Source organism: Azonexus sp. (genome assembly GCF_047638095.1).
In the GTDB taxonomy this organism is placed as follows: Bacteria; Pseudomonadota; Gammaproteobacteria; order Burkholderiales; family Rhodocyclaceae; genus Azonexus.
This window is the reverse complement of sequence record NZ_JBLJBW010000038.1, coordinates 1-23,783: the sequence shown is the minus strand read 5'-3', so window position 1 is coordinate 23,783 and position 23,783 is coordinate 1. Positions and strand designations below refer to the sequence as shown.

Here is a 23,783-nt window from a genome sequence, read left to right as displayed (position 1 = left end):
GGGCGCACGTTCTTGAACATGCCGTTTTTCTTCGCCACCGGCAGACGGGTGGCGGCAACGATGTAGGCGTCCTGAATTTGTTTGTTCATTCTCTATGTCTCCTCGCCGGGCTTAGTTGCGCAGCGGTTTGCCGGTTTCCAGCATGTGCCGGATGCGGGCCTGGGTGAGCGGATTTTTCAGCAGATCGACGAACAGCCGACGTTCGACGGTGAGCAGCCACTCCTCGTCGACCCGGCTGCCGGCTTCGATATCGCCGCCGCACAGGGCGGTGGCGGCAGCTTTGGCGACCTGATAATCGTGGGCGGAAATCATCCCGCCTTCCTTCATGTTCACCAGCATCATCTCGAAGGTGGCGATGCCGGTGCGCCCGGCGACGACAATGTCGCGTGCCATGGGCGGCGGCGCGAAACCTGCGTTTGCCAGATTGCGCGCCTCGCGGATCGCCACCCAGAGGAGTTCGTGGGCGTTGAACAACACTGTGTCGCTGGGGCGGGCGAAGCCGTAATCAATGGTTTCCTGCGCGCTTTTCGCCACTTTGGCCATGGCAATGGTCTGGAAAACCGGTTGCAGGTAGTTGAAGACCTCGCCCGGCACCGCCGATTGCGCGGCCCAGGCAGCGGCGCGCACGGCGAATTCCTTGCAGCCGCCGCCCGCCGGAATCAGGCCGACCCCGGCTTCCACCAGCCCGACGTAGCTTTCCAGTGCCAGCACACGCTTGGCAGCGTGCATGACGAATTCGCAGCCGCCGCCCAGCGCCATGCCCTGTACTGCGGCGACGACCGGCACCTGCGCGTATTTCAGCGTCTGCGATGCGCGCTGGAATTTTTCCACGGTCTGTTCCAGCAGATCGAACTGGCCGGCGGTGAGGGCTTCGGCCACCTGCGCCAGATTGGCCCCGACCGCGAACGGCGCTTCGTGCCAGACGACGACCCCGTCCAGCGTCGTTTCTGCCTGCCGCACGGCGGCGATGACGCCATCGAGCACTTCGTCGCCGATGGTGTGCATTTTCGACTTGATGGAAAGAATGCCGATCCCGGCATCCTGCTCGGGCAGACGCCACAGGCGCACACCGTCGTTCTCGAACAGTGTTTCGCCGGATTTTTCCGGCATCGCGCGGCCTTCGCCGAGCACCTGCTCCGGGAAGAGCTGGCGGGCGTACACCGGTAGCGTCGAGCGGGCGACGTAAGTGCCGCGCCGTGCCGAATAGGAACCTGCCGGCGTGTGCACGCCGCTGCGGCTGGCTTCCAGCGCCCAGGCCGGCAGCGGCGCGCCGGACATGGTTTTGCCGGCGGCGATGTCGGCGGCGATGGCCTGCGCGATGTCGGCCCAGCCGGCGGCCTGCCAGGTCTCGAACGGCCCTTGCGCCCAGCCGAAGCCCCAGCGCATGGCGAGATCGAGGTCGCGCGCGTTGTCGGCGACGTGTTCGAGCTGCACCGCGCAGTAGTGGAACACGTCGCGGAAAATCGCCCACAGGAACTGCGCCTGCGGGTGCGCGCTTTGGCGTAGCGCGGCGAATTTCTCGGCCGGGTTTTTCAGCTTGAGAATGGCCGCCACGTCATCGGCCACGGCTCCGGCGGAGGCGCGGTAATCGCGCGCCGCCAGGTCGAGCACCTGGATTTCCTTGCCCTGCTTGCGGAAGATGCCGCAGCGGGTCTTCTGGCCGAGCGCGCCTTGTTCGATCAGGGCGGTGAGCCAGGCCGGGTTGTTGAAGTGCGCGTGCCAGGGATCGTCCGGCAAGGTGTTGCGCATGGTGTTCACCACGTGCGCCAGGGTGTCCAGACCGACCACGTCGGCGGTGCGGTAGGTGGCGCTCTTCGGGCGGCCGATGCGCGGGCCGGTCAGCGCGTCGACTTCGTCGAAACCGAGCTTGAAGGCCGCCGTATGGTGCATGACGGCGAGAATCGAAAACACGCCGATGCGGTTGGCGACGAAATTGGGCGTGTCGAGCGCGCGCACCACGCCCTTGCCCAGGCGCGAGGTGAGCCAGGTCTCCAGTTGATCGAGTGTGGCGGGATCGGTGTCGGCGGTGGCGATGATTTCGACCAGCGGCATGTAGCGCGGCGGATTGAAAAAGTGAATGCCGCAGAAACGCGGGCGCACGGCTTCCGGCAAGCCTTCGGCCAGCGCATTCATCGACAGGCCGGAGGTGTTGGAAGCGATTAAGGCATTGGCCGACAGGTGGGGGGTGATTTTGGCGTAGAGATCGTGCTTCCAGTCCATGCGCTCGGCAATGGCCTCGATAACGAGGTCGCAGCCCGAGAGCAAGGGCAGGTGTTGATCGTAATTGGCCGCGTCGATGTATTTCAGTTTGTCTTTGCTGGAAAGCGGCGCGGGCTCAAGCTTTTTCAAACCCGCCAGCGCTTTATCGACAATGGCGTTCGGCGCGCCGTCTTTGGCGGGTAAATCATAGAGCAGCACCGGCACGCCGGCATTGGCAAGGTGCGCCGCAATCTGCGCGCCCATCACGCCGGCACCGAGTACGGCGGCTTTCTTGACGATGAGTGGGTTCAAGTTGTGTCTCCTTTTTTGTGGTCGTTGAAATAAAACGAACGTTTGAATTATAGGCGGCGTACGTATCGGGTCAAGTGTTTTTTGCGCGCTTTTGTCAGCGTATTTACGGCGGAGGAAGAAATCGATCCGATGAGCACGGCATGAATCCGCCGAATGGGCTGTCCGACAAGGGTTTTGCCAGAAAAATACTTCTTGTACAGATGGGCGTTTGGGCTAAAATTTTCCTGTCTGTAACATTGTTTGAACATGGGGGAAATCATGGGCGGATTCGATCATTTATCGCTGCGCTACAAGCTTTTGGTCAATTTTGTGCTGAGCGGCGGAATACTGTTGGTGGCCCTCGTTTTTTTGGGTTTTCAGATTCGCGCCGTCGGCGGGCATACCGAGGAAATCGCCAAAAGTTGGCTGCCTTCGATCCAAAGTGCGGGTGAAATCAGCCAGTTGCGTTTGCGTTTTCGTGTGCGCAGCCTGGAATACATGCTGCCGGGCAGTGCGGAAGAAAAAGAAAAAATCCAGCAGAGCTTGGGCAAGCTGGACGCTTCCTTGCAGGAAGCTTTGAAAAATCATGAACAGCTCATTGCCAACAATGAAGAGCGCCAGGTTCTCGCCGATACGGTCAAGGCGGTTGCGGCCTATAAGGCGGAAGTCGATAAGGCGATTGCCTTGGCGCAAAAGGGCGATGAAGAAGGAGCACAGGCTTTGCGGCGCACGAGCTGGGTCAAGACCGCTGATTTGGTGCGCGACAAAACGGATGAGCTGGCGAAAATCAATCGCAGCGGGGCGGATCAGGAGTCGCAGAAGGCGGGAGCGGCGGTGGCTTTCGGCGTGCAGTCCAGCCTGGTGAGCCTGATTGCCGGGGCGTTTCTGGCTTTGCTGGTGTCCTGGTTCATCGCGCAGCGCATGGAGCGGCAGCTAAATGAAGCCGTCACCGCGACGCAGCGTATTGCCGGCGGTGATTTGACCGGTGATTTGCCCGAAGCCGGGCGCGATGAAATCGGCCGTTTGTTGAGCGGCGTGGGGGGGATGCAAAATGCCTTGCGTCAGGCCATGGGCGAAACGCGCCAGAGTGCAAACGAAATCATCGAAGCATCGAAATCGCTCAATCACGCGGTGGAATTGATCGACCAATCCGCCACCGTGCAGAGCACTGCGGCCTCAGCGATTGCGGCGAACGTTGAAGAGCTGACGGTGTCCATTAACCACGTTTCTGAAAACACGAGCGAAGCGGCGCGTCTGGCCAATGCTTCCGATGAGCAAGCCGAGCTGGGGCATGGCGCGATCGAGGAATTGGTCGGGCAGATCAACCAGATGTCCGATGTCGTGCATCAGGCCTCGCAAGTGATTAACGGTTTGCGCGACGAATCGGAAAAAATCTCCAGCATTGTCGATGTGATCCGCGACATTGCCGATCAGACCAATTTGTTGGCCCTGAATGCCGCCATCGAAGCCGCCCGGGCGGGCGAAACCGGGCGCGGCTTTGCCGTGGTGGCGGACGAAGTGCGCAAACTGGCCGAACGCACCGCAGTATCGACCGGCGAAATCCGCGGCATGGTCACCTCCATTCAGCAGTCTACGAGCCAGGCCGTGGCGGGTGTGCAACATGGTGTCGATTTGTCCAATAGCAGTGTCGAACTCGCCCAGCGCGCCGGCACCGCGATTGCGCAATTGAAGGAAATGGCGCAGCAGGTGGCGGAAGTGGTCAATGAGGTCAATAGCGGCCTGCGCGAACAATCGGCGGCTTCCACCGACGTTGCGGTGAAGATCGAGCAGGTGGCGACGCAGTCGGAAGAGGCCAGCGCGATTGCCCACGAAACCGCGACGGCAGCACGCAGCATGGATCACACGGCACAGCGCATGCAGGAAATCGTCGGGCGCTTCCGCTTGTAAAAAGTTTCTGTGCGCCGCGCACTGTGCTTTGCGGCGCTGCGTAAAACTGAAAAGCTCAGCTTGAAATAAGCTGGGCTTTTTCATTGGGTGTTTTGTTGCGCCGCACAAAACGCTTGACATCTCCGAGTGACCTATTAGAATAGCGCCATGTTGCACCGCAGCATTTGTGCCTTGCAGGCGTATGTATTGCGGTGTTGCCCTACAAAAAACCCCTGGAGAAACTCATGAATTTCAAACCGCAAGAATTCGCCCAATCCGGCATCAACTTTTCCCTGTTCGTCGCCAACACCGTGCTCAACGGCGTCGAGCGTCTGGCTGTGCTCAACCTGGCTGCTGCCCGCTCGGCCGTCGAAGCCAGCATCAGCAACCTGAACATCCTCCTGGGTGCCAAGGATCTGCCCAGCCTGATCGAACTGCAGAAGAGCATCGCCACCCCCAGCCTGGAAAAGGGTGTCGAGTACTCGCGCAACGTGATCGCCATTGCGACCGAAGCCAAGGACAAGATCGCCAAGGAAGTCGAAACCCATGTGGCCGACACCAAGGCCAAGGTTTCCGGTTTCGTTGAAAAGGCGCTGGAATCGGCTCCGGCGGGTTCGGAAGTGGCCGTGGCCGCCGTCAAGTCGGCCATGCAGTCGGCCAACGAAGCCATGGGCAACCTGAACAAGGTCGCCAAGCAGGCGGCTGAAGTGACCGAAGCCTCCGTCGCCGCTGCTACCGAAGCGACTATCAAGGCGGCTTCTGCCGCTGCACCGAAGGCCGGCAAAAAGGCCGCCTAAGCTTCAGGCAAACCAGTTGTAAAACAAAACCGGGGGCAACCCCGGTTTTTGCGTTTACGGCAGCGCAGATATTTTCTGGCTGACCCTGGCGGCCTCGAGCAGATTCCCGGATTTTTGCACGAACAGCGTAGAATCACGCCCGCTGCAAGACGTAGAGCGCTCCTGTTCTGGGGGCTTGCGTTTAGGGAGGGTTTGCGTGTACGGGAGAGCGGGCGATGAGTGGTGAGGGGCAGGTACAGGCACAGGCCAGCGTGGCACGGGCGCATTGGTCGAGTCGCTGGGGGTTTTTTCTGGTCACGGTAGGTTCCGCCGTGGGCCTGGGTAATATCTGGAAATTTCCCTACATGACGGGCAGCAATGGCGGCAGCGCCTTTGTGCTGGTTTATCTGGCCTGTATTTTGATCATCGGCGTACCGCTGTTGATGGCTGAAACCTTGCTTGGGCGGCGCGGTCAGGCCAGCCCGGTGGGAACGATGCGTGCCTTGGTGGCAGAAGCGGGGGCGCAGAGGTTCTGGGTGGTGATCGGCTATGTTGGCATCATCGGCTCCTTTCTGATTCTGGCGTTTTACAGCGTGGTTGCAGGCTGGGTGCTGGAATATACCTGGCAGGCGGCGGGAGGGTTTGCGGCGGCATCGAAAGAAGTTTTTGCGCAGGCGTTTGCCGATTTGCTCGCCAATCCAGCTCGCCTGATTTTCTGGCATAGCCTTTTTATGGCGATGACCGCCGTGGTGGTGTTGGGCGGAGTGACCGCCGGCATCGAGCGGGCGAACAAAATCATGATGCCGGGTCTTTTTGCGATTTTGCTATTTCTTGTCGGCTATGGCGCTTATGCGGCCGATTTGCCGGCGGCCTGGCGCTTTCTCTTTCATTTCGACGCCTCCGCGCTCAATCGGGGTGTGCTGTTCGCCGCCATGGGGCACGCCTTCTTTACCTTGAGCCTGGGCATGGGGGCGATCATTACCTACGGTTCGTATTTGGATCGGGATACCTCGATTCCGAAAATCTGTCTGCAGGTGGCAGTGGCCGATACGGTGGTGGCTTTGCTCGCGGGTTTGTCGATTTTTTCCGTGGTTTTTGCGCAAGGTCTGGCCCCGGAAGCCGGGCCGGGATTGTTGCTGCAAACCTTGCCGCTGGCCTTTTCGCAAATGCCCGGTGGGCAGGCGATCGGTTTTCTTTTTTTTGTGCTGGTGGTTTTTGCCGCCTGGACTTCCTCGATTTCGCTGCTCGAGCCGAGCGTCACTTTGCTGGTTGAGCGTTTTGCCATGGGGCGGCGTCAGGCGGTGCTGTGCGTGACGCTGGCGATTTGGCTGCTGGGTGTGGCCGTGGCTTTTTCGTTCAACGACTGGAAAGGGTTTTCCCTGTTCGGGCTGGGTCTGTTCGATTTGCTTGATACGGCAACGACAAAATTTTTGATGCCGCTCGCCGGTTTGCTGATTGCCCTCTTTACCGCCTGGGTCATGCGCCGTGCCGATGTGGCCGAGGAAATCGGCCTGCGCGGCGCAGCGTTTGTTTTTTGGTATCGCGTGCTGGCCTTTGTTTCGCCGGTGGCCATCTTGATTATCTTTTTGCACGTCCTGGGGGTGCTTGGTTGAGCCTGTGGCTTGGGTTTCTCAGGCCGGATCGCTGATTTTTACCCGCACCATGCGTTGAAAGAACAGGCTGTTGGGTACCTGTAGCAGCGTGGCTTCCTTGCCGGGCAGGGTTTCGCGCAGGGTCGTGTGGATCAGGTGGATGTCCAGCACTTCGCCACCCAGACCGGGTTTGTCGCCATTTTCCAGAATTTCGATGTGGTCATGCAGGCGAAACGGGCGGGTGGTGTAGATCAGCACCGAGCAGAACAGGTTGGACAGCACGCTCCAGGCGGCGAAAAAAGCCACGGCAGCCACCGTGGTAAATCCGGTAATCGCACCCCAGAGCACCATGCTGGAAACCCCGAAGCGATCGAGAATGAAGAGGGTCAGGGCACCGAAGATTAGTGCCGTGCTGATGCGCCCGCCGCCGACGATCAATTCCAGCGGCAGATTGTGGCGATGTACCAGGCGGCGGATCAGCCAGTGCAACAAGGCGCGTAATAAAAAGGCGAGCAGCACGGCGGCTGCGATTTGCAGGCCGAGTGTGATGTCGGATAGCCAGGGCAAGGCCCAGTCGGGCAGATAATTTTTGATTTTCATGAGGGCGTGATGAGCTCGAGCGGGCGCAGGTGTTCGGCGTGTTTGCTCAAAATGGCGTAAATATCGGCATCAAAACTGGGGCGTGCGCTGTTGAGCAGGGCGGGGAGAGCGTCCGGCGTTTCCGCCGTACCCAGGTAACGCCACTGATCGACCAGATGCAGGGTGGACAGTTCGCGCAGCATGGCCGGGCCGGCAAAGGGCCAGCGCGGCGCCGGGCCGCCACTGTGGCGTCGGGGCCGTTGCAGGCTGGGCGGCGAGAGGGCGCGCAGCCGCGCTTCGAGCAGGCGCGCGCCGATCTCGCCGGCGGTTTCGTGCCAGAGGATGCGCTGCACTTGCTCGCGCACCTGGCGGTCGCGGCTGGTTTTTTCCGGCGCGGCAAAAAACTGCGAAAGTTGGCGGGCGATGTTGCCGGCGCGGCTGATCCACAATACCTGCGCCTCGGCGTCCTGCAAAATGAACACCCCCGGCGTTTCCGGCAGGTCGTCGGCCAGCGCCGGGTCGATTTGCGGCGGCAGCACGCAGGGCGGATTTTGCGCCGCGATGGCGGCGGCGATCTGTTCCGGCGAGCGCTCCCGATGCGCGATCTGCCAGAACTGGTGGATCAGTTGCGCATCGGCCAGCGCCCGGTGCCGCGCCGCCGCTTGCAGGCCGTGGCGCTCAATCAGCGCATCCAGACTGTGCCGCTGCTGTTCCGGATAGAGCGCGCGCGACAGTTTGACCGTGCACAGCGCCGGTCCCTTGAAACGCACGCCGGCGCGTTTGAATTCATGCTTCAAAAAACCGTGATCGAAGCGCGCGTTATGCGCCACGAACAGCCGCCCCTGCAAGCGCCGCAGGGTTTCATCGGCCACCGCCGCGAACGGCGGCGCGCTGGCCACCATGCGATTGCTGATGCCGGTGAGATTTTCGATGAAGGGCGAAATCGGCACGCCGGGATTGACCAACTGCTGCCATTCCTCCACCGCCCCGTCAGCATCCACCGTGACGATGCCGATTTCCGTAATACGGTCGGCGGACGAGGTGGCCCCGGTGGTTTCCAGATCGACGAAGGCGAGGGCTTGCATGGGCGGTGCCGGTGGGAAAAGGCGGCATTGTGGCGTAAAAGTGGGGGGAGGGGAACGGTAAGGCTATGGCAAGAAAAAACCCGGCATGTGCGGCGGCCGGGTTGCGATGTGGTGCGAAAGCGTGGTCAGAAGCGGTATTCGGCGCTCACGTAAGCGTTGCGGCGATCTTCCGGATAGGCGTTGAAGGTGGTGCCGTTGGTGGTGCCGTAAGAATAGAACTTCTTGTCCAGCAGATTGTTCACCCCGGCCGCAAAACGCCAGCGCTTCAGATCGTGGCTCAGCTTCAGATCGACCACCGTGTAGTTCGGCATCTTGCGGAAGCGGTTGGTCTGGTCGTTGTCATAGCGCTGGTTGCCGACATAGGTGGCGCTCAGGCCGAGGCGGGTGGCGGGCAGGAATTCCCAGCCGAGATTCAGGCTGAGGCGGTTTTTCGGTACCAGCGGTACGTCGTTGCCGGAAACATCGACGCCACCGTAGCTGCCTTTGCGGAAGCGGGCCTGGGTGCGCGTGTAGCGGGCGGAAACGTCGAGCGTGTCGGTGAGCCAGGTGCGGCCTTCGAGTTCGAGGCCGCGATGGCGGGTGGGGTCGAGGTTGATGTTGGAGAAGGTCGGCGCGAAGTAGTGGATTTCGTTGGTGATGTCCATCTCGAACAGACTCAGGCGCATGTCGCTGCGCTGGCCGCGCCAGTTGGTGCCGATTTCTTTGTCGTGCGAGCGCTGGGGTTTGAGTGCCGATGCGCAGGGCGCGAACCAGCAACGGTTCTCGTCGATGTTGCCGACTCGGAAGCTGCGTCCAATCCGGCCATAGGCGCTGAAACCGGCGGACAGATCCTGCTGCACGGCGATTTCGTAGGCGGACAGATGGTCGGTTTCCTTGCTGTTGTTCGGCCCGGCCAGGGTTTCGCGCTGGGTTTGCTGAACGCGCTCCTTGCGCCCGCCGATGCTCAGGCGGGTGCCCGTGGCAGTGAAGTAGGCATCGTTGCGCAGGTAGACGGCGCGGTTTTTCTGCTTGCCTTCTTGGTCGAGTGGCGTCATCCAGCCGGTGGCGGCGGTGTCGTTCTCATACGACCAGCGGCTCCAGTCGGCACCGACCGTCAACTGGTTGTCGACTCGTGCGAAGGATGTCGACCACAACAGGCGCGGGGAGACCGTGGTGACATCGACGTCGGTCTTGGCGCGCGTGCTGCCCCAGGCCGAATCGTTGAACATGTCGGCCTTCTTGTGCCGATCGCTGATGTCCAGCGCCAGGGTGATTTCGCCCAGACGCTTCTCGCCACGCAAGGTGAGCAGGCGGCTGTCGGTGCTCATATGGTCGAAGGGGGTGTTGGCGCCGCGCCGGTCGGTTTTGAGCAGCGCTTCGCTGCGTGCGCCGGGCAGGCGGGTGTTCTGGCTGTCGACGTTGAAACCGAGTGCGACGAAACCTTCCTTGTTGCCGAAACGCAATTCGCCGCTGCCGGCATTCTGTTCGGCTGCGTTGTTGTCGCGGTAATTGTCGGTCTTGTAATGCTGGGCGTTCAGGCGCAGCCCCCACATTTCGCCGCCAGCGCGCACGCCGCCGCGCACTTCGCGCAGGTCGTGGCTGCCGATGCGGGTGGAGACGTTGCCGGAAAGGGGCGTATTGATCGTTGAGCGGGTGATGATGTTGATGGTGCCGCCGGTTGCGCCGCCGCCGTAGAGGACAGCGCCCGAGCCGCGCAGGATCTCGATGCGCTCGATGGAGTCCAGCGGAATCGACGAAATACGGGCCGATGCGAGTTCGTTCTCGGAGATGCGCTGGCCGTCGACCAGCACCAGGGTGTTCTGATCCCCGGTCACGCCGAAGCCGCGCAGATCCAGTGGGCTGTCCGGGATACCGAGTAGGTTCATCCGGGTATGCACGCCGCCGATTTTGTTGAGCACCTCGCCAAGGGTGGTTGCCGCGCTGTTGCGGATTTCTTCGGCGGTGATGACCTGAGCGGCGATTGGGCGCTCCTGTGCCGCCGTTTCAAAACGGGTTGCGGTGACGACGACCGGTTCGAGACTGTTCTGCGCGTGCAGGCTGCCGGCGAAAAGCGGCAGCAGAAGAGCTGCCGCAGGGTGGAGGCTGTGTTGCATGTTGGATTCCTTTTTCCCGGCGCGCGTCCCCGCACGTCGGTTGCGTTGAAAAATGCGCAGAGAAAGGAAGGAGCCAGGAAGGAGGCAGGAGCCGCCAGCGCCACTTCCCCGCAGCACGATGAGGGTGTTCAAGGCCGGTCTCCGGGCTGACAAGTTTTGGCGTATCGCCTTCCCAGGTGAAATACCCAGTGGCAGTTGCTCAATCGCAATGGATACGCCCGCACTTGATTACCGTTGCGGGGGCAGCAGCGGGGTTGCCTATGAGGGGGCGCACCGCTTTCCCGTTTCACCGCGACTGAAAACAGTCGGCGGCACCTGGAACGGGGCGCATTATAGCGCAGCAGGGATGTGTTTTTGTGCGCGAAAACTATCGCGCTGCGCTGGAGCGAGTTATCCCCGGAATCTGTGGGTAAGTATGTGGATTTGCCGGGGAGCTTTGCGGCAAAGCGCTGTCTGGCAAGGATTTTTTTGTGCCGCCTGTTTTTTAGGCGTTAGTGTTTTCGCCTTGTTCGGCAGCTATGATCAAACGTGCGCATTCTTCCAGGAGGATTTGGCTGAAGGCTGATTCATGACGCGGATCAAGTGCCTCGCGCATGTCGTGGGCGGCATGCAGACCTGCCTCGCGGGAGAGTGTTGTGGCCATGTGTTGCGCAAGTGTCGTGGCGAGTTCAGCCAATTGGTGCCGTCGTTTTTCTGGCAAAGCTGCGCCTCGGCGCTGTTGCCATTCCTCCATCGCCAGTGTGAGTTGTCTTGGCTTTAGCCATGTGCCGTATTCGTAGTGGGCGTTTAATTGCTCGGCGGTGGCGGCAAACATCAGACCTACCGCCAAGCCGTGGGCAGAAGGCGGGGGTGGCGTAGGAGGTGAGGGGGGCAGTGGCACGCGTGCTGTCTTGAAAATCGATGGCCGGCGATTCTCGCATGTGCCGGACTGAATCGGCGCGTATCATTTTTCTTTGCGGGAAGTGGGCGGCCTGACTTCGCGGAAGCTCCGCTCGCCGTCCCAGTCTACGTAAAAAATGCCGCCATTCGGCGCGCTGAAGCTGAACAGGCGTTTGCCGTTCAGCGATACGGCGCTCTCGCCGGCGGAGAAATCGAGTTCCGGCTCTGTGCCGGTGCGGTTGGCGACGAGCAGCGGCAGGCGGGTTTCCTGGCTGCGTTTTTCCCAGACCTCGCCCGGTCCATCTGCCCCGGCTGGCGGCCAGTTGGCGGGGGAAATGAGGATGCGTGCGCCAGCCTGGGCCAGGCGCGCCGCCGGAGCGGGACGCCAGGCATCGGCGCAGATGAGCGTGCCGACGTTGATGCCATCGACCTTGAACACGCCGCCCAGATCGCCCGGCAAGGCCCAGGCTTCCGCTGAGCCGACCGGATGCTGCTTGCGGTAGCTGCCAAGGATGCTGCCGTCGCGGTCGATCACCGCCACGCTGTTGTGCAGGGTGTCTTTGGTGCGGTCGCGCTCGGCGAAGCCGATGAAAAGCGCCAGCCGGTTGTCGCGGGCAATGGCGGCCAGCCGGTGCATCCAGGCATCGGGGAAAGGCGCGATCCAGTGGGTGCCGATGCGCGATACGAAGTTGTAGCCGGTTTCGGCCAACTCCGGCGTGACGATCCAGTCTGCGCCGTGGCGGGTGGCTTCGCGGATGGCGGCTTCGATGCGGCGGCGGTTGCCGGCGATGTCGCCCGGAATCGGGTTCAGATGCAGCAGCGCCAGGCGTCGGTCGCCTGCGGCTTTGGCCGGCATGGCGGGCGGATCGGCGTAGGTGTGCGCGCCCGGCAGGTAAAAACCGTTCTGTTTGCCCAGGGCTTCGATCACCGCCGCGTGGGCCGCCTTGCCGAGCAGCTCGCCGATGCGGCTGTGGCCGCCGGTATAGCTGGCGCGCGGCGCGGCCGTGCCGGAGACGACGATGATGCTGTCCGTGCCGGTGCCGGTGGCCTGCGCGCCGGGGGTGTAGCTGCTCGGCACGGCGAGGTCTTGCAGCGCCGCCGTCTTGCCTTCGGTGACGGTAATCAGCGCCCGTGCCAGCGCCGCGTCGTTGAGTTCGATATTGCTCAGTGCCAGCAGGTTGATGGTGCCGGCGGGCTTGCCTTGGGAGGCATCGTCGATGCCCTCGATATGGCTGCCGCTGTCGACACCGGTGCGCTGCGCGTTGCTGCGCGCTCCGGCGGTGGCCAGGACGGTGACGATCAGCGGGCCGTGGCGGCGGGTGACGATGGCGAGCTTGTCCATGTCGGCGGCGGTGGACATCTGGGCGACAGCCGGGAGCGGCAGGCCCAGGCGCTGCGCCGTTTTCTCGCGCATGGCGTCGCTGTAGCCCTGCCCGGCACTGCCCAGCGCCGACCAGATGCGTGGATGCGCGGCGTGGTTGGATACGGCCTGCGCCTCGAGCAGGCCGTCGCTGGTCGACAGGCTGCGCCGCGCCGTCGGAAAGCGCAGCACCAGGGTTTTTTCCCACCCGCCGTCGCGCTCGCCGCGCACGATTTCTGCCGTCGCAGCCAGTTCGGCGGGCAGCGCCAGGGCGGCTTGCGGCAGTTCGGCGGCGGTTGCTTCTGGAATGAGCGCCGCTGGATCGGCACCAGCCGGGGCGGTTGCCAGCAGGGCGAGCAGCAGGTAGAGCGCCCGAGTGGGGGAGCGGAGCATTTTGGATTTCATTATCGAATTCCGGCAGTGCAAAAGACGGCAAGCTTAACCTGCCTGTTGTCGCTGGCGCGTTCAGGGGGTTCTGAGTAAATCAAAACGCTCTGGGCTGCGCTTGTTGCCCTCTGGCCTTTGATTGCCGCCGCACGCGCTGGGCGGCACTACGCTTTGCTGCCGTTACCCGCCTGTGTTTTGCTTGGCGCAGCCCACGCTGTCCGTGGTTCGAGACAAACGCGACCAGGCCAGGGCGATGCCGGTCAGACAGAAGGCGATGCCGACGAGGGAGAGGAGGACGACGAGCAGTTCGCGCAGCCAAGGTGGGTTGATCAGCATGGGGAAATCCAGGCGGTGCAAGCCGTGGTAGAGCCAGCGTTGGGCGAAATCGTTCGGGTGGGCGCTTGCAACGATGCGTCCATTGTGCGGAGAAATGTAGAGGACGCTGGCGTCCGCCAGTGTGATGCGCGCCACGGGAAAACTGCGCGGATGGTGACGCAGCGGAAAATAACGGCTGTCGGCTTCGGTTTGCCAGTGGGCCTGGGCGATCTGCAGATCGGGAATGCCGCGCAAGGCATTCGTGATGTCATCCAGCGACAACTGGCTTTGCGGGGCGAATCCTGCCGGACGGATGAAGCTTTGCGTTGCGCTTTTGTCGTTGCGTAAAAGCGTGCCGCCCAACTGTGACCATTCGATTTCGCGGGTACCGGCGGCAATCTCGGGAATCAGTGTCAGTTGCTCGATGTCAAGTGCTCGTGCCGGCGGTTTTTTGGCCCCGTTGCCGGCCCAGCCGAGTGGGGCAAGGGAAAGCCAGCCGCTGAGCAGCCAGCCAAACAGGATCAGGGCGCAGGCCAAGCCGAAAAGATGATGCCAGCGTTTCCAGCGCTTGCGGTAAGGGCTGCTGCGCCCGTCGCGGTAAGGCGTGCGCAGACGCCAGCGCTGCCAGCCCAGCCAGGCACCGCTGACAACGAGGATGAGGGCAAAAAAACTCACCCACAAAACGATTTGACGCCACAGAGGCGGGTTTTGCCGTAAGGGCGTGATGTAAATCCAGTGGCTGACGCTGCCCAACCAGTTCCAGATGCGCTCGCTGCGGCTGCTGTCCAGAGCGATTTGGTGGGTGCGGCTGGAGAAATAAAAGTGCCGGCCGTCGACGAGTTCTGCGCGCCAAAAAGGGCGTTCGGCATCGAAGCGGCGGTACAGCGTCCATTGGTCGATGTGGATTGGGCGCAGTCTGTGTATTGCCGTTTGGCCGACGTGGCGTTCGATGCTTTGGCGCGCCAGGGCGATGTCGCCGGGCGGCAAAAGCGTGCCGCTGCTGGCATCGATGCTGTGCCAGGTTTGCTGCGCAAGGATGCGGTAGGCCGTACCGCTGGCGGCGACATTCAAGCGCAGTGCCTCCGGCGCGCCCGGCAACTGCAGGGCGTGCCAGGCTTGCCGGGGGCTGATGCGGATGTCTGCCGCGCTGAGTGCGGGCAGCGCGGCCAGACGCTCGCTATCGCTCAACTGCGGCCGGGCGATGAACAGCATGATCAGCCCGGAGACAAACCAGAGCAGCATGAGGAGCGCGAGCCCGATACCCAGCCAGCGGTGGCCAAGGTGCAGGATCCGCTTGTGAGGCCCGCTGGCCATGTCAGAACTTCATTTCGGCCAGAAGCTCGAAACGTCGCGCCTCACCCAAAATGAGTTGGCTGTTGTAGCTGCGGGTGGCATAGACCTTGTCGGCCAGATTGCGCCCGATCAAGCGCAAGGTCGTTTTGCGGTTCATTTGCCAGGCAAGGCTGGCATCGGCGACGGTGTAGGCGGCGATTTTGAAGGTGTTGGCGTTGTCGGCATAGCTATGGCCGACATGGCGCAGCCCCAGCGAAGCTTGCCAGGCCCCAAAGCGGTAATGCCCCCAGAGGTTGGCGATGAACTGGGGAACGTTGGCCGGCACCTTGCCCGCGCGCGAGATGCTGCCAGCGCCTTGGCGTTCATTGAGTTCGTCGTAACGGGCTTGCAAGCGGCTGAGATTGCCTTCGAAACGCCAGTTGCGCCACGGCGTCAGCGCAGCGGCCAGCTCTATGCCCTGGGTGTGCTGACTGCCGCCTTGTACGGAAAGCGCGGCATTGTTCGGGTCGCGGGTGATGATGTCGTCTTTGTCGATGCGGTAGAGGGCGGCGCGCCATTCGCCGAGGTTTTGCCCCAGCGTTTGTTTGATTCCGAATTCGATTTGCTTGCCGCGCGTCAGCTTGAAATCGGCATTGGCGAGATTGAGCGTGATGATCGAGGTGACCGGGTCGTGTCCGACGCCATACTGCGCGTACACGCTGGTGTTGGGGTCGAGAAAGTGGGTGAGGCCCAGACGCCAGGAGGTGCTGCGCAAGATGCTGTGAAAATCCGGCCCGGCAATCAGTTCATCGCGCGCAACATGGGCGCGGTCGTGGCGTACGCCGGCAAGCAAGAGCCATTGGTCGGCCAACTGCCAGGCCTCTTCGGCATAAAAAGCCTGCATGCGGGTGAAGGTGTCGAACTTGGCCAGCACAGGGTCCGGGCTGGCCCAATAACCGTGTTCTGGGTCGCGAATGCTGACATTGGAGCTGCCTCGGTAGGGCGCATTGTTGATGTGGCGAAAATCTATTTGCGCCATTTCCCAACCGAGCACAGCGCGGTGACCTGCCTGTTTGAAGCTGGCTTCCAGGCGGTTGCCCGTTTGCGCCAGTTGATGCTCCAGTTGCAGATAATCGCTACGCTCCACGCGGTTGGCCGCAAGGTTGAGGCGGTAGTTTTCGATGTTTTTCCAGCGCCGTTTCGAGGCCAAATGGTAGAGCTCGTTGCTTACACTGAGGCGGTCATTGACTTGCCACTGTAGGTTTGCGCGCAGGCGGGTGTCAGCGTAGCGGGTGAGCGCATCGTGCGCGTTGTAATTTTCCCGGCGCAGACTGGAGAGAATGCGGCCCTTATCGTGCGGCGTGCCCCAGTAACGCTCAGGGCGTTGCAGGCTGTAATCAGCGGTTAAATCGATGCGTAGAGCGCTGTCGGGCTGCAGGCGCAGGCGGCTGAGGATTTTGCCGCTCTGCGCTTCGCCCAGCTCGCGGTAGCCCTCACTGTGCATGCCGTAAATATCGACGCGATAGGCGGCAATTTCTCCCAGCGGCCCAGCTGCACCAAACCCCAGGCGCTTGAGGCCGTCGGTGCCGAGGCCTGCAATGGCTTCCTGAGCGGCGGTGCGGCTTGGTGCTTTGCGCACGGCATTGAGGGTGGCCCCGACGGTGCCGCTGCCGTAGACCACCGAGGCCGGGCCGTGCAGCACTTCGATGCGTTCGTAACCCCAGGCGCTATCCGGGTAGTTTTGTGTGCCGGCACCGGTTTGGATGCGGATGCCTTCTTCGGCGATGCCGACAGAATTGGTGCCGCTGAAACCCCGGGCTGAGAAGGATAAACCCCCCGTGCCGCCGGAGCCGACATCGGTGATGCCAGGGGCGCGGGTGATCGCTTCACGCATCTGGTAATCGCCGCGTTCTTCAATCTGCATGGCATCCACCGTGCTCAGGCTGGCCGGTAATTCGCGCGCGCTCAGGCCGGTCCGGCTGCCGCTCGTGCTGGGCTGATCCAGATGCAGGCTGGCACTATCGCGCGGCGCGCTGACTTCGACCGCCGGCAGAGTGGTTTGCGCCCAACTGCACTGCGCCAGGCAAAAAAGTGCGCTGGCGGCAGCCGTCAGCCGAAAAAACGGAGGAAATTCGGGGGGTGTCGTCATCGAGCGAGCAGGCATGGTGTACTCCGGTTAAAACGGAGTGCGCCGGCGAGCCGAGGGAAAGATGCGCCATGCGTGCGCCAGCGCCCATCAAGAGCACAAAGGGCGCGCAGGATGCCCGAACCGCGACCCATCGTCAGGAACACCCCGTCCATCGTTGGTCAGTCAAGGTTGTGGCAGGTCTCCTGGCTCTCGGCTCAACGCTTTCTGCCGCCTTCCCGGTACGCGACCAGTGGCAAAGATGGGCAGAATGCTCGCCGATGACAGTTGCGGGGGCAGCCCCGGATTCGAGTACGGATACTCTCACCGGATTCCCTTTTCATCCCATAGGGGAACCATCAACGCGGCGCAGTCTATGGCGCAGCGCGGGGGCTGTCAAGCAGAAAAATGGGTTTTTCTTACTATTGGTAGTGTGTTTTTGTTGCTTTCCGACTAAATACGGTGCTTTGGGGGCTGCGTTGGTTTGTTTTTTGTCTTTTACCAAGATGCAGGCAAAATGTTTCGCAAGGAGGAGATGATCATGCACAACGAAAGCTGGATGGGGCGCTTGCGGGCGCTGGTCGGGGCGCCGGAGAAGCGGCGTTCGCTGAATGAGAAAGGCGTCGAGCGGCTGCGTGCGCAGTTGCGCGAGTGCGCGGCGGGGCAGGGCGGCGAGGTTTCGGCGCGCGCTCGGGCGGCGAAGCTGGCGGAAACTTATTTGCAGCTCGACGATGCCGGGCGGCAGCAGTTCCTGCACTTGATCGCGGTGGAGTTCGGGCCGCAGCCCGAAGCGGTGGCGGCGGCGCATGCGGCGTATCAGCAGGCGGTGGGGACGCCGGAGCAGTGGAAGGCGGAAGCGGCGTTGCGGGCGGCGATGCGTTCGGCGCGCATCCGCATTTTGACGCAGTTCAATGCCATTACCCAGGGGGTGAAATTTCTCGTCGATCTGCGCGCCGATCTGCTGCGTTTTCTGGACAGCGACCGCGAATTGGCGGTGCTCGATCGGGAACTGGAATCGCGCTTGTCGGCCTGGTTTGATGTCGGTTTTCTCGAACTGCAGCGGCTGACCTGGCATTCGCCGGCGGCCTTATTGGAAAAATTGATCGAGTATGAGGCGGTGCATGAAATCCAGTCTTGGCACGATTTGAAGAACCGGCTGGACGCCGATCGCCGCCTGTATGCTTTTTTTCACCCCCGCATGCCGGCGGAACCCTTGATTTTTGTCGAAGTGGCGCTGACGGACCATCTGGCCGGCAATGTGCAGGAGTTGCTCGATGTCAATGCACCCTTGTTTGATCAAAAAAAGGCCGATACGGCGATTTTCTATTCCATTTCCAGCACGCAAACCGGCTTGCGCGGGGTGTCTTTCGGTAATTTTTTGTTGAAGCGGGTGATCGACGATTTGACGCGTGATTTTCCCAAACTCGACCAATTTGCCACGCTGTCCCCGATTCCCGGTCTGGTCAGCTGGCTGCGTAAAAATCCACAAAATTTAACCCGATTCGGCCTGGAGGCTTCGCTGGAAGATTTAATACAGGGGGCTTGGGCGGCAGATAAGGCCAAGGCGCGCGCCCTGCGCGAACCGCTGTGCCGTCTGGCCGCTTACTACCTGGCAGAGGCCAAGCGCGGGGCCGGGGCCTGCCCTTTGCCCTACGATTCCGTGGCGCGTTTTCATCTGGGCAATGGCGCGCAGATCGAGCGTTTGAATTATCTGGCGGATACCTCGACCAAGGGCTTCGCACAGTCTTTGGGCATGATGGTCAATTACCGCTACGAACTGGAGGCGCTAGAAAGCAATCTGGAAGCCTTTGCCGGGCAGGGGCGGGTGGCGATGTCGTCTGCGGTGCGCCGGCTGGCGCGGGGCGGCAAAAACGCTGAGCAGGCCGCTGCTGTCGCAGCACGGTAAGGCATGCCTGTTTGGAGAGGCGAGCGTCGCGCGCCCTGGTGTTGACGAATTTTCAAATTTTGTCGAACTGGGGCAGCAGGCAAATATTACAGCCAGCCGGCCAGCTGCCGTTCAGTCAGGTCGGCGAGGGCTTCGATCCAGGCAGGGTCGTCGTTGAGCGCCGGGATGTAGTGATAGCTTTTGCCGCCGGCGGCGAGAAAATCAGCGCGGCCTTCAAGGGCAATTTCTTCCAGGGTTTCCAGGCAATCGGCAGCAAAACCAGGGCAGATGACATCGACGCGTTCGATGCCTTCGCGCGCCCAATTTTCCAGAGTGGCGGTGGTGTAAGGCTGCAACCAGGTGGCTTTGCCAAAGCGCGATTGAAAACTGATGCGGTACTGTGTTGCGTTTAAACCCAGTGCATCGGCCAAGGCTTTGCCGCTGACCAGGCATTCGTCGTAATAGGGGTCGCCCAAGCGGCGGCTGCGTTCGGGAAGCCCGTGAAAACTCATCAACAAGCGGTCGCGCTCACCCAGGTGGCCGTTGATTTGCCAGTGCCGGCGCACGCTCTGGGCAAGCGCGGCGATGTAGGCGGGGTCCGCGTGATAATCGCGCACGAAGCGTATCTGCGGCTGATTGCGCGTGCGCGTCAACCACTGTGCGGCAACATCGATGGCGGTGGCGGTGGTGCTGGCGGCGTATTGCGGGTAGAGCGGCAGCAGCAGGATGCGCGAGTGGCCAGCGGCTTTTAATTGCTCGAGCACTTCGGTCAGTGCCGGTTTGCCGTAGCGCATGGCATAGCAGACCGTCAGCCGATGGCCGCGCGCACCGAGATAGCCCTGCAACAGTTTGGCCTGTTTTTCGGTATGGACGCGCAGCGGCGAGCCTTCTTGGGTCCAGATGGCGGCGTATTTGGCGGCAGATTTTTTTGGTCGGGTGGTGAGAATGATGCCGTGCAAAATCGGCCACCAGATCAGGCGCGGAATTTCCACGACACGCGGGTCGCCAAGAAATTCGGCGAGATAACGGCGTAGCGCCGGCGCGGTCGGGGCTTCTGGCGTCCCCAGGTTGATCAATACGACGGCTGGTGAGGCGGGCGCGGCAGAGGGCGGCGGCGGTTCGGGAAAAAAACGGGGCATGAACTGGGGATGTGCTCTAAGTGTTATGCGTGTTTTGGCTCAGGGCCGAGGAGAGCAGGCGGGCGGTGATGTCTACGATGGGAATCACGCGTTCATAAGCCATGCGGGTGGGGCCGATGACGCTGAGCGAGCCGACGATTTCGCCATTGACCGAATAGGGAGCGGCGATGACGCTGCATTCATCGAGGCTGGCGATGCCGGATTCCTGGCCGATGAAAATTTTGACGCCTTCGGCCTGATTGGAAATATCGAGCAGGTGCATCAGGCTGCTGCGCTGCTCGAATAAATCGAAGAGCTCGCGCAAGCGTTTCATGTTAGAGGAAAGCTCTTCGACATCGAGCAGGTTTCTTTCCCCGGAAATGACGTAGGCCGTACTGCTCTCGTTCAGCGCGGCGCTGCCCGCTTCCAGGGTGAGCGCCATGAGCGGGCGGATGTCATCGCGTAACTGGTCGATTTCGCAGGCCAGGCGCTGCTGGATGTGCTCAAAATCCAAACCGGCGAAATTCTGGTTGAGATAATTGCTGGCGGCGATGAGTTCGGCGGGGCTGTAGGCGCGGTCGACTTCGAGAATACGGTTTTGCACGTCGCCATCGCCGGTGACGATGATGAGTAAAAGGCGTTTTTTCGCCAAGCTGACAAATTCGATCTGGCGGATGCGCTGCCCGCTGCGCCGGGGGGCGATGACGACGCCGGCAAAATGGGTCAGGTTGGATAACAGCTGCGAGGCGCTGGCGATGATTTGTTTGCTCGGCCGTCCCTGCAAGGCGTCTTCAATCGCGTCACGCTGACTGTCGGCGAGCGGCTCGACGGTGAGCAGACGATCGACGAAGAGGCGGTAACCGCGTGCCGTCGGCACTCGCCCGGCAGAGGTGTGCGGGCTGGCGACAAAACCGGCGTCCTCCAGATCGGCCATGACATTGCGGATCGTGGCCGGCGATAGATCGAGTCGGGAAAACTTCGATAAAGCGCGCGAGCCGACCGGTTGCCCGTCGGCAATGTAATGTTCGATCAGGGTTTTGAGCAGGGAATGGGAGCGATCATCGAGCATGGCCGGATTCTACCCAAAAGCTGCGCGGGGCGCAGAGCGCATGGTGCGTGCTGGGGCGCTTGTCTCAGAAACACCGAGGAAAAATCATCGCGCAGTTTTCTTTGCGCTCTGTTGTTACAATTCTAAAACAGTGAGCAAAGCGGCAGAAATCGACATATTCATGTGGAATGTTCGGTGCAGCTCGCAAGGATGGGAAAAATGCAGAGAATACTCTTGCGCTATCGTTATTGGCCGGTCCCGGTTGTGGTGTGGACGATGTTGGTGGTGGCCTCCTGGTTGTGGAATCAGGCCTTGGTCGAGCACAAATTGATGCATTTGGCGCAAGACCGTGCCGAATTCGTTTTCAAGATGGTGGAAACCGCGCGCCTGTGGAATGCGCGTCACGGTGGCGTTTATGCGGCAATCGACGAGCGCACGCCGCCCAATCCTTATCTGAAAGTGCCGGAGCGGGAAATCACCACGCCGAGCGGGGTTGAGCTGACCATGGTCAATCCTGCCTACATGACGCGCCAGTTGATCGAGGTGGTGGCCGAGCGCACCGATTTACGCCTGCATTTGACCAGTCTCAAGCCGCTCAATCCAAAAAACCAGGCCGATGCCTGGGAGGCGGTACAACTGGAAAAATTTACCCGGGGGGCGGGCGAGGTGCTCGAAACCGTGCGTGAGGAAGGCGGCGAGCGTTTTCGTTTCATGGCCCCTTTGAAGGTGGAAGAGCCGTGCATGAAATGCCACCGTCACCAGGGTTATCAGATCGGCGATATTCGCGGCGGTTTGAGCGTGTCCTTCCCGGCTCCGCCCTTGCGCGCGCAAGAGGCGGTGCAGTTGCGGCGCATCGGCATGATGCACCTGATCGTTTGGGCGCTGGTTTCGGCCTTGATCCTGTTTGGTTTGGTGCGCTTTCGCCGCCATCTTTTTGAATTGGAAACAGCCAAAGCGCAGACCGAGTTGCTGGTTCAGGAGCGTACCGCCGAATTGCGCGAGCAGGTGCTCGAGCGCCAGCAGGCTGAGGCGCAATTGCGTTTGTTCATCGAATCTTCTGGTGAAGGCATTCTTGGCATGGATTTGCGCGGGCGCTGCACGCTGGCCAACCCAGAGGCGGTGCGCCTGCTGCGGGCGCAGCCGGAGCAGCTTTTGGGCAAGGATTTGCCCGCCCTCATCCATGCCCGCCACAGTGACGGCACGCCGCATAGCGCGCAAAGCTGTGCCTTGCATCGCACCTTGCAGGACGGCCAGGCCGTGCATGACGATAGCGATGTGTTCTGGCGCATGGACGGTACGTCGATTCCGGTCGAATACCGCTCGCACCCGCTTTACGCCGACGGCTATTTATTGGGGGCGGTGGTGACGTTCAGCGATATCAGCCAACGCCGGGCGGCGGAGGCGACCTTGCGCAAACTCTCCAGTGCCATCGAGCACAGCCCGGCGGCGGCTGTAATTACCGACCGCCAAGGCCTGATCGAATATGTCAATCCACGTTTCAGCGAAATGACTGGTTTTGATGCGGCTGACGTTTTGGGGCAAAACCCGCGCATCTGGCAATCCGGCCTGACCCCATTGAAAACCTATCAGCGCCTGTGGGCGACGATCAACGCCGGCGAGTTGTGGGAAGGCGAATGGCAGAATAAAACCCGCCAAGGGCAGGTTTTCTGGGCGCGCGCGCGAATTTCGCCGATCCGCAGTGAAGACGGGGAAATCACCCACTTCGTCTTGCTCATGGAAGATATCAGCGCCCATAAAGCGCAGGAGGAAACCATTTGGCACCAGGCGAATTACGACAGCCTCACCGGGCTGCCGAATCGCACCCTGTTTGCCCAGCGCTTGAATCAGGCTTTGACCCAGGCAGAAAGAAACAATGCCCAGAGCGGGCTGTTCTACATTGATCTGGATGGCTTTAAGGCTGTCAACGACAACTTGGGCCATGCCGCCGGCGACCTTTTGCTGCAGGAGGTGGCGCGGCGTCTGCTGGCCTGCGTGCGCGACAGCGACACCGTGGCCCGCTTGGGGGGCGATGAATTTGCGGTGATTTTGTCGCAGGTTTCAGGGCGTGGCGGTGCAGTGCATGTGGCGCAAAACATTTTGCGTAGCCTGCAGGTGGCTTTTCTCTTGGGTGAGGATGCCGCGCATGTTTCGGCTTCCATTGGCATTGCGTTTTACCCCGAGCACGCCGCCACGGCAGACGCCTTGATGCGCGCAGCCGATGCGGCAATGTACGCCGTCAAGGCCGCGGGCAAGGGAGATTATCGCTTTGCCGATGCTGCCGATGGATCTGGCGGCACGGCGTGCTGAGCGCCGGGCTGAAAGCAAAAAACCACCGTAAAGGTGGTTTTTTATGGCAGGTCGTTACGACAGAACGATCGAGGCTGCTTACTTGGCCATTTGCTTTTCTTTTAGTTCATCGAGGGTTTTGCAGTCGATGCACAGAGTGGCCGTGGGGCGGGCTTCCAGGCGCTTGATGCCGATTTCGACGCCGCATTTGTCGCAGTAACCGTAATCGTCGTCGGCGATGCGGGTCAAGGTTTCGTCGATTTTCTTGATCAGTTTGCGTTCGCGGTCGCGGTTACGCAATTCGATTGCCATGTCGGTTTCCTGGCTCGCCCGGTCGTTCGGGTCAGCAAACACCGTGGCTTCGTCCTGCATGGTGTGTACCGTGCGGTCGATGTCCTCGCTCAACTCCTTTTTCAGCGACTCCAGAATTTTCCGGAAATGGGTGAGTTGCTTGCCGTTCATGTACGCTTCGCCCGCTTTGGGCTCGTAGGGAACGAACTGTTTGTGGAGCAATTCTTCTGCCATAGGTTGAGCGCTTCCAGTTGCCAAAAAAAGCGATAAATATCAGAAAGATCGGGGGGTGGCAAGCAAGATCGATGGTGCACT

General features: G+C 61.3%; 16 protein-coding genes and 2 riboswitches. Of the genes, 5 read left to right on the top strand and 11 right to left on the bottom strand.

What is annotated here, in order from left to right; translation table 11 throughout:
- Positions 1 to 111 precede the first annotated feature (111 nt).
- Positions 112 to 2,511: a 3-hydroxyacyl-CoA dehydrogenase/enoyl-CoA hydratase family protein gene (locus ACM62Q_RS10200; RefSeq protein ID WP_415036189.1), complete on the bottom strand. Its 2,400-nt coding sequence runs from the start codon at positions 2,509 to 2,511 to the stop codon at positions 112 to 114.
- 258 nt (positions 2,512 to 2,769) lie between these two features.
- Between ACM62Q_RS10200 and ACM62Q_RS10195 the strand changes: the two genes are divergently transcribed.
- The 3 genes from ACM62Q_RS10195 (at position 2,770) to ACM62Q_RS10185 (ending at position 6,766) form a co-directional block, all read left to right on the top strand.
- On the top strand, positions 2,770 to 4,398 hold the full coding sequence (locus ACM62Q_RS10195; protein WP_415036187.1) for a methyl-accepting chemotaxis protein: 1,629 nt from the start codon (positions 2,770 to 2,772) through the stop codon (positions 4,396 to 4,398).
- A 224-nt stretch (positions 4,399 to 4,622) separates the two neighbouring features.
- Entirely contained in the window at positions 4,623 to 5,174 is a 552-nt protein-coding gene (locus tag ACM62Q_RS10190) for a phasin family protein (protein ID WP_415036185.1), read from the top strand.
- Positions 5,175 to 5,389: 215 nt separating this feature from the next.
- Positions 5,390 to 6,766 (top strand): sodium-dependent transporter, encoded by a 1,377-nt coding sequence (locus ACM62Q_RS10185; protein WP_415036183.1) that lies wholly within the window; start codon positions 5,390 to 5,392, stop codon positions 6,764 to 6,766.
- An 18-nt stretch (positions 6,767 to 6,784) separates the two neighbouring features.
- Here ACM62Q_RS10185 and ACM62Q_RS10180 read toward each other — a convergent pair whose 3' ends face one another.
- The 7 genes from ACM62Q_RS10180 to ACM62Q_RS10150 all read right to left on the bottom strand — a co-directional run bounded on the left by ACM62Q_RS10180 (position 6,785) and on the right by ACM62Q_RS10150 (position 16,879).
- A complete protein-coding gene (locus tag ACM62Q_RS10180) occupies positions 6,785 to 7,345 on the bottom strand; it encodes a mechanosensitive ion channel domain-containing protein (protein ID WP_415036181.1) in 561 nt (186 codons plus the stop codon).
- On the bottom strand, positions 7,342 to 8,409 hold the full coding sequence (locus ACM62Q_RS10175; RefSeq protein WP_415036179.1) for an exonuclease domain-containing protein: 1,068 nt from the start codon (positions 8,407 to 8,409) through the stop codon (positions 7,342 to 7,344). The genes ACM62Q_RS10180 and ACM62Q_RS10175 overlap by 4 nt, the downstream gene beginning before the upstream one ends.
- Before the next feature lie 125 nt (positions 8,410 to 8,534).
- A complete protein-coding gene (locus ACM62Q_RS10170) occupies positions 8,535 to 10,502 on the bottom strand; it encodes a TonB-dependent receptor (RefSeq protein ID WP_415036177.1) in 1,968 nt (655 codons plus the stop codon).
- Between the two features lie 114 nt (positions 10,503 to 10,616).
- Positions 10,617 to 10,836, bottom strand: a riboswitch (cobalamin riboswitch).
- A 150-nt stretch (positions 10,837 to 10,986) separates the two neighbouring features.
- A complete protein-coding gene (locus tag ACM62Q_RS10165) occupies positions 10,987 to 11,316 on the bottom strand; it encodes a hypothetical protein (RefSeq protein ID WP_415036175.1) in 330 nt (109 codons plus the stop codon).
- A gap of 129 nt (positions 11,317 to 11,445) precedes the next feature.
- Positions 11,446 to 13,134, bottom strand: a complete 1,689-nt coding sequence (locus ACM62Q_RS10160; protein ID WP_415036173.1) for an adenosylcobinamide amidohydrolase — start codon at positions 13,132 to 13,134, stop codon at positions 11,446 to 11,448.
- 174 nt (positions 13,135 to 13,308) lie between these two features.
- Positions 13,309 to 14,757, bottom strand: a complete 1,449-nt coding sequence (locus ACM62Q_RS10155; protein WP_415036171.1) for a PepSY domain-containing protein — start codon at positions 14,755 to 14,757, stop codon at positions 13,309 to 13,311.
- Between the two features lies 1 nt (position 14,758).
- Positions 14,759 to 16,879: a TonB-dependent receptor gene (locus tag ACM62Q_RS10150; protein ID WP_415036169.1), complete on the bottom strand. Its 2,121-nt coding sequence runs from the start codon at positions 16,877 to 16,879 to the stop codon at positions 14,759 to 14,761.
- Positions 16,880 to 17,018: 139 nt separating this feature from the next.
- Positions 17,019 to 17,216: riboswitch (cobalamin riboswitch) on the bottom strand.
- Between the two features lie 165 nt (positions 17,217 to 17,381).
- Between ACM62Q_RS10150 and ACM62Q_RS10145 the strand changes: the two genes are divergently transcribed.
- Complete coding sequence (locus ACM62Q_RS10145; protein ID WP_415036167.1) at positions 17,382 to 18,746, top strand: malonyl-CoA decarboxylase; 1,365 nt, start codon at positions 17,382 to 17,384, stop codon at positions 18,744 to 18,746.
- Between the two features lie 86 nt (positions 18,747 to 18,832).
- Here the strand turns inward: ACM62Q_RS10145 and hemH are convergent, their stop codons facing one another.
- Positions 18,833 to 19,864, bottom strand: coding sequence for a ferrochelatase (gene hemH, locus ACM62Q_RS10140; protein WP_415036165.1), 1,032 nt, complete (start codon positions 19,862 to 19,864; stop codon positions 18,833 to 18,835).
- A 16-nt stretch (positions 19,865 to 19,880) separates the two neighbouring features.
- Complete coding sequence (hrcA, locus tag ACM62Q_RS10135) at positions 19,881 to 20,912, bottom strand: heat-inducible transcriptional repressor HrcA (RefSeq protein WP_415036163.1); 1,032 nt, start codon at positions 20,910 to 20,912, stop codon at positions 19,881 to 19,883.
- Between the two features lie 198 nt (positions 20,913 to 21,110).
- Here hrcA and ACM62Q_RS10130 point away from each other — a divergent pair, with 198 nt between their 5' ends.
- A complete protein-coding gene (locus ACM62Q_RS10130) occupies positions 21,111 to 23,198 on the top strand; it encodes a diguanylate cyclase domain-containing protein (RefSeq protein WP_415036161.1) in 2,088 nt (695 codons plus the stop codon).
- 78 nt (positions 23,199 to 23,276) lie between these two features.
- Here ACM62Q_RS10130 and dksA read toward each other — a convergent pair whose 3' ends face one another.
- Positions 23,277 to 23,702, bottom strand: a complete 426-nt coding sequence (gene dksA / locus ACM62Q_RS10125) for an RNA polymerase-binding protein DksA (protein WP_415036159.1) — start codon at positions 23,700 to 23,702, stop codon at positions 23,277 to 23,279.
- Positions 23,703 to 23,783: the final 81 nt, after the last annotated feature.

Coding starts and splice junctions, on each gene's coding strand:
- hrcA (WP_415036163.1), bottom strand. CDS start 20,912: ATGCTCGATGATCGCTCCCATTCCCTGCTCAAAACCCTGATCGAACAT.
- ACM62Q_RS10175 (WP_415036179.1), bottom strand. CDS start 8,409: ATGCAAGCCCTCGCCTTCGTCGATCTGGAAACCACCGGGGCCACCTCG.
- ACM62Q_RS10195 (WP_415036187.1), top strand. CDS start 2,770: ATGGGCGGATTCGATCATTTATCGCTGCGCTACAAGCTTTTGGTCAAT.
- ACM62Q_RS10130 (WP_415036161.1), top strand. CDS start 21,111: ATGCAGAGAATACTCTTGCGCTATCGTTATTGGCCGGTCCCGGTTGTG.
- hemH (WP_415036165.1), bottom strand. CDS start 19,864: ATGCCCCGTTTTTTTCCCGAACCGCCGCCGCCCTCTGCCGCGCCCGCC.
- ACM62Q_RS10155 (WP_415036171.1), bottom strand. CDS start 14,757: ATGGCCAGCGGGCCTCACAAGCGGATCCTGCACCTTGGCCACCGCTGG.
- ACM62Q_RS10185 (WP_415036183.1), top strand. CDS start 5,390: ATGAGTGGTGAGGGGCAGGTACAGGCACAGGCCAGCGTGGCACGGGCG.
- ACM62Q_RS10150 (WP_415036169.1), bottom strand. CDS start 16,879: ATGCCTGCTCGCTCGATGACGACACCCCCCGAATTTCCTCCGTTTTTT.
- ACM62Q_RS10190 (WP_415036185.1), top strand. CDS start 4,623: ATGAATTTCAAACCGCAAGAATTCGCCCAATCCGGCATCAACTTTTCC.
- dksA (WP_415036159.1), bottom strand. CDS start 23,702: ATGGCAGAAGAATTGCTCCACAAACAGTTCGTTCCCTACGAGCCCAAA.
- ACM62Q_RS10165 (WP_415036175.1), bottom strand. CDS start 11,316: ATGTTTGCCGCCACCGCCGAGCAATTAAACGCCCACTACGAATACGGC.
- ACM62Q_RS10180 (WP_415036181.1), bottom strand. CDS start 7,345: ATGAAAATCAAAAATTATCTGCCCGACTGGGCCTTGCCCTGGCTATCC.
- ACM62Q_RS10160 (WP_415036173.1), bottom strand. CDS start 13,134: ATGCTCCGCTCCCCCACTCGGGCGCTCTACCTGCTGCTCGCCCTGCTG.
- ACM62Q_RS10170 (WP_415036177.1), bottom strand. CDS start 10,502: ATGCAACACAGCCTCCACCCTGCGGCAGCTCTTCTGCTGCCGCTTTTC.
- ACM62Q_RS10145 (WP_415036167.1), top strand. CDS start 17,382: ATGCACAACGAAAGCTGGATGGGGCGCTTGCGGGCGCTGGTCGGGGCG.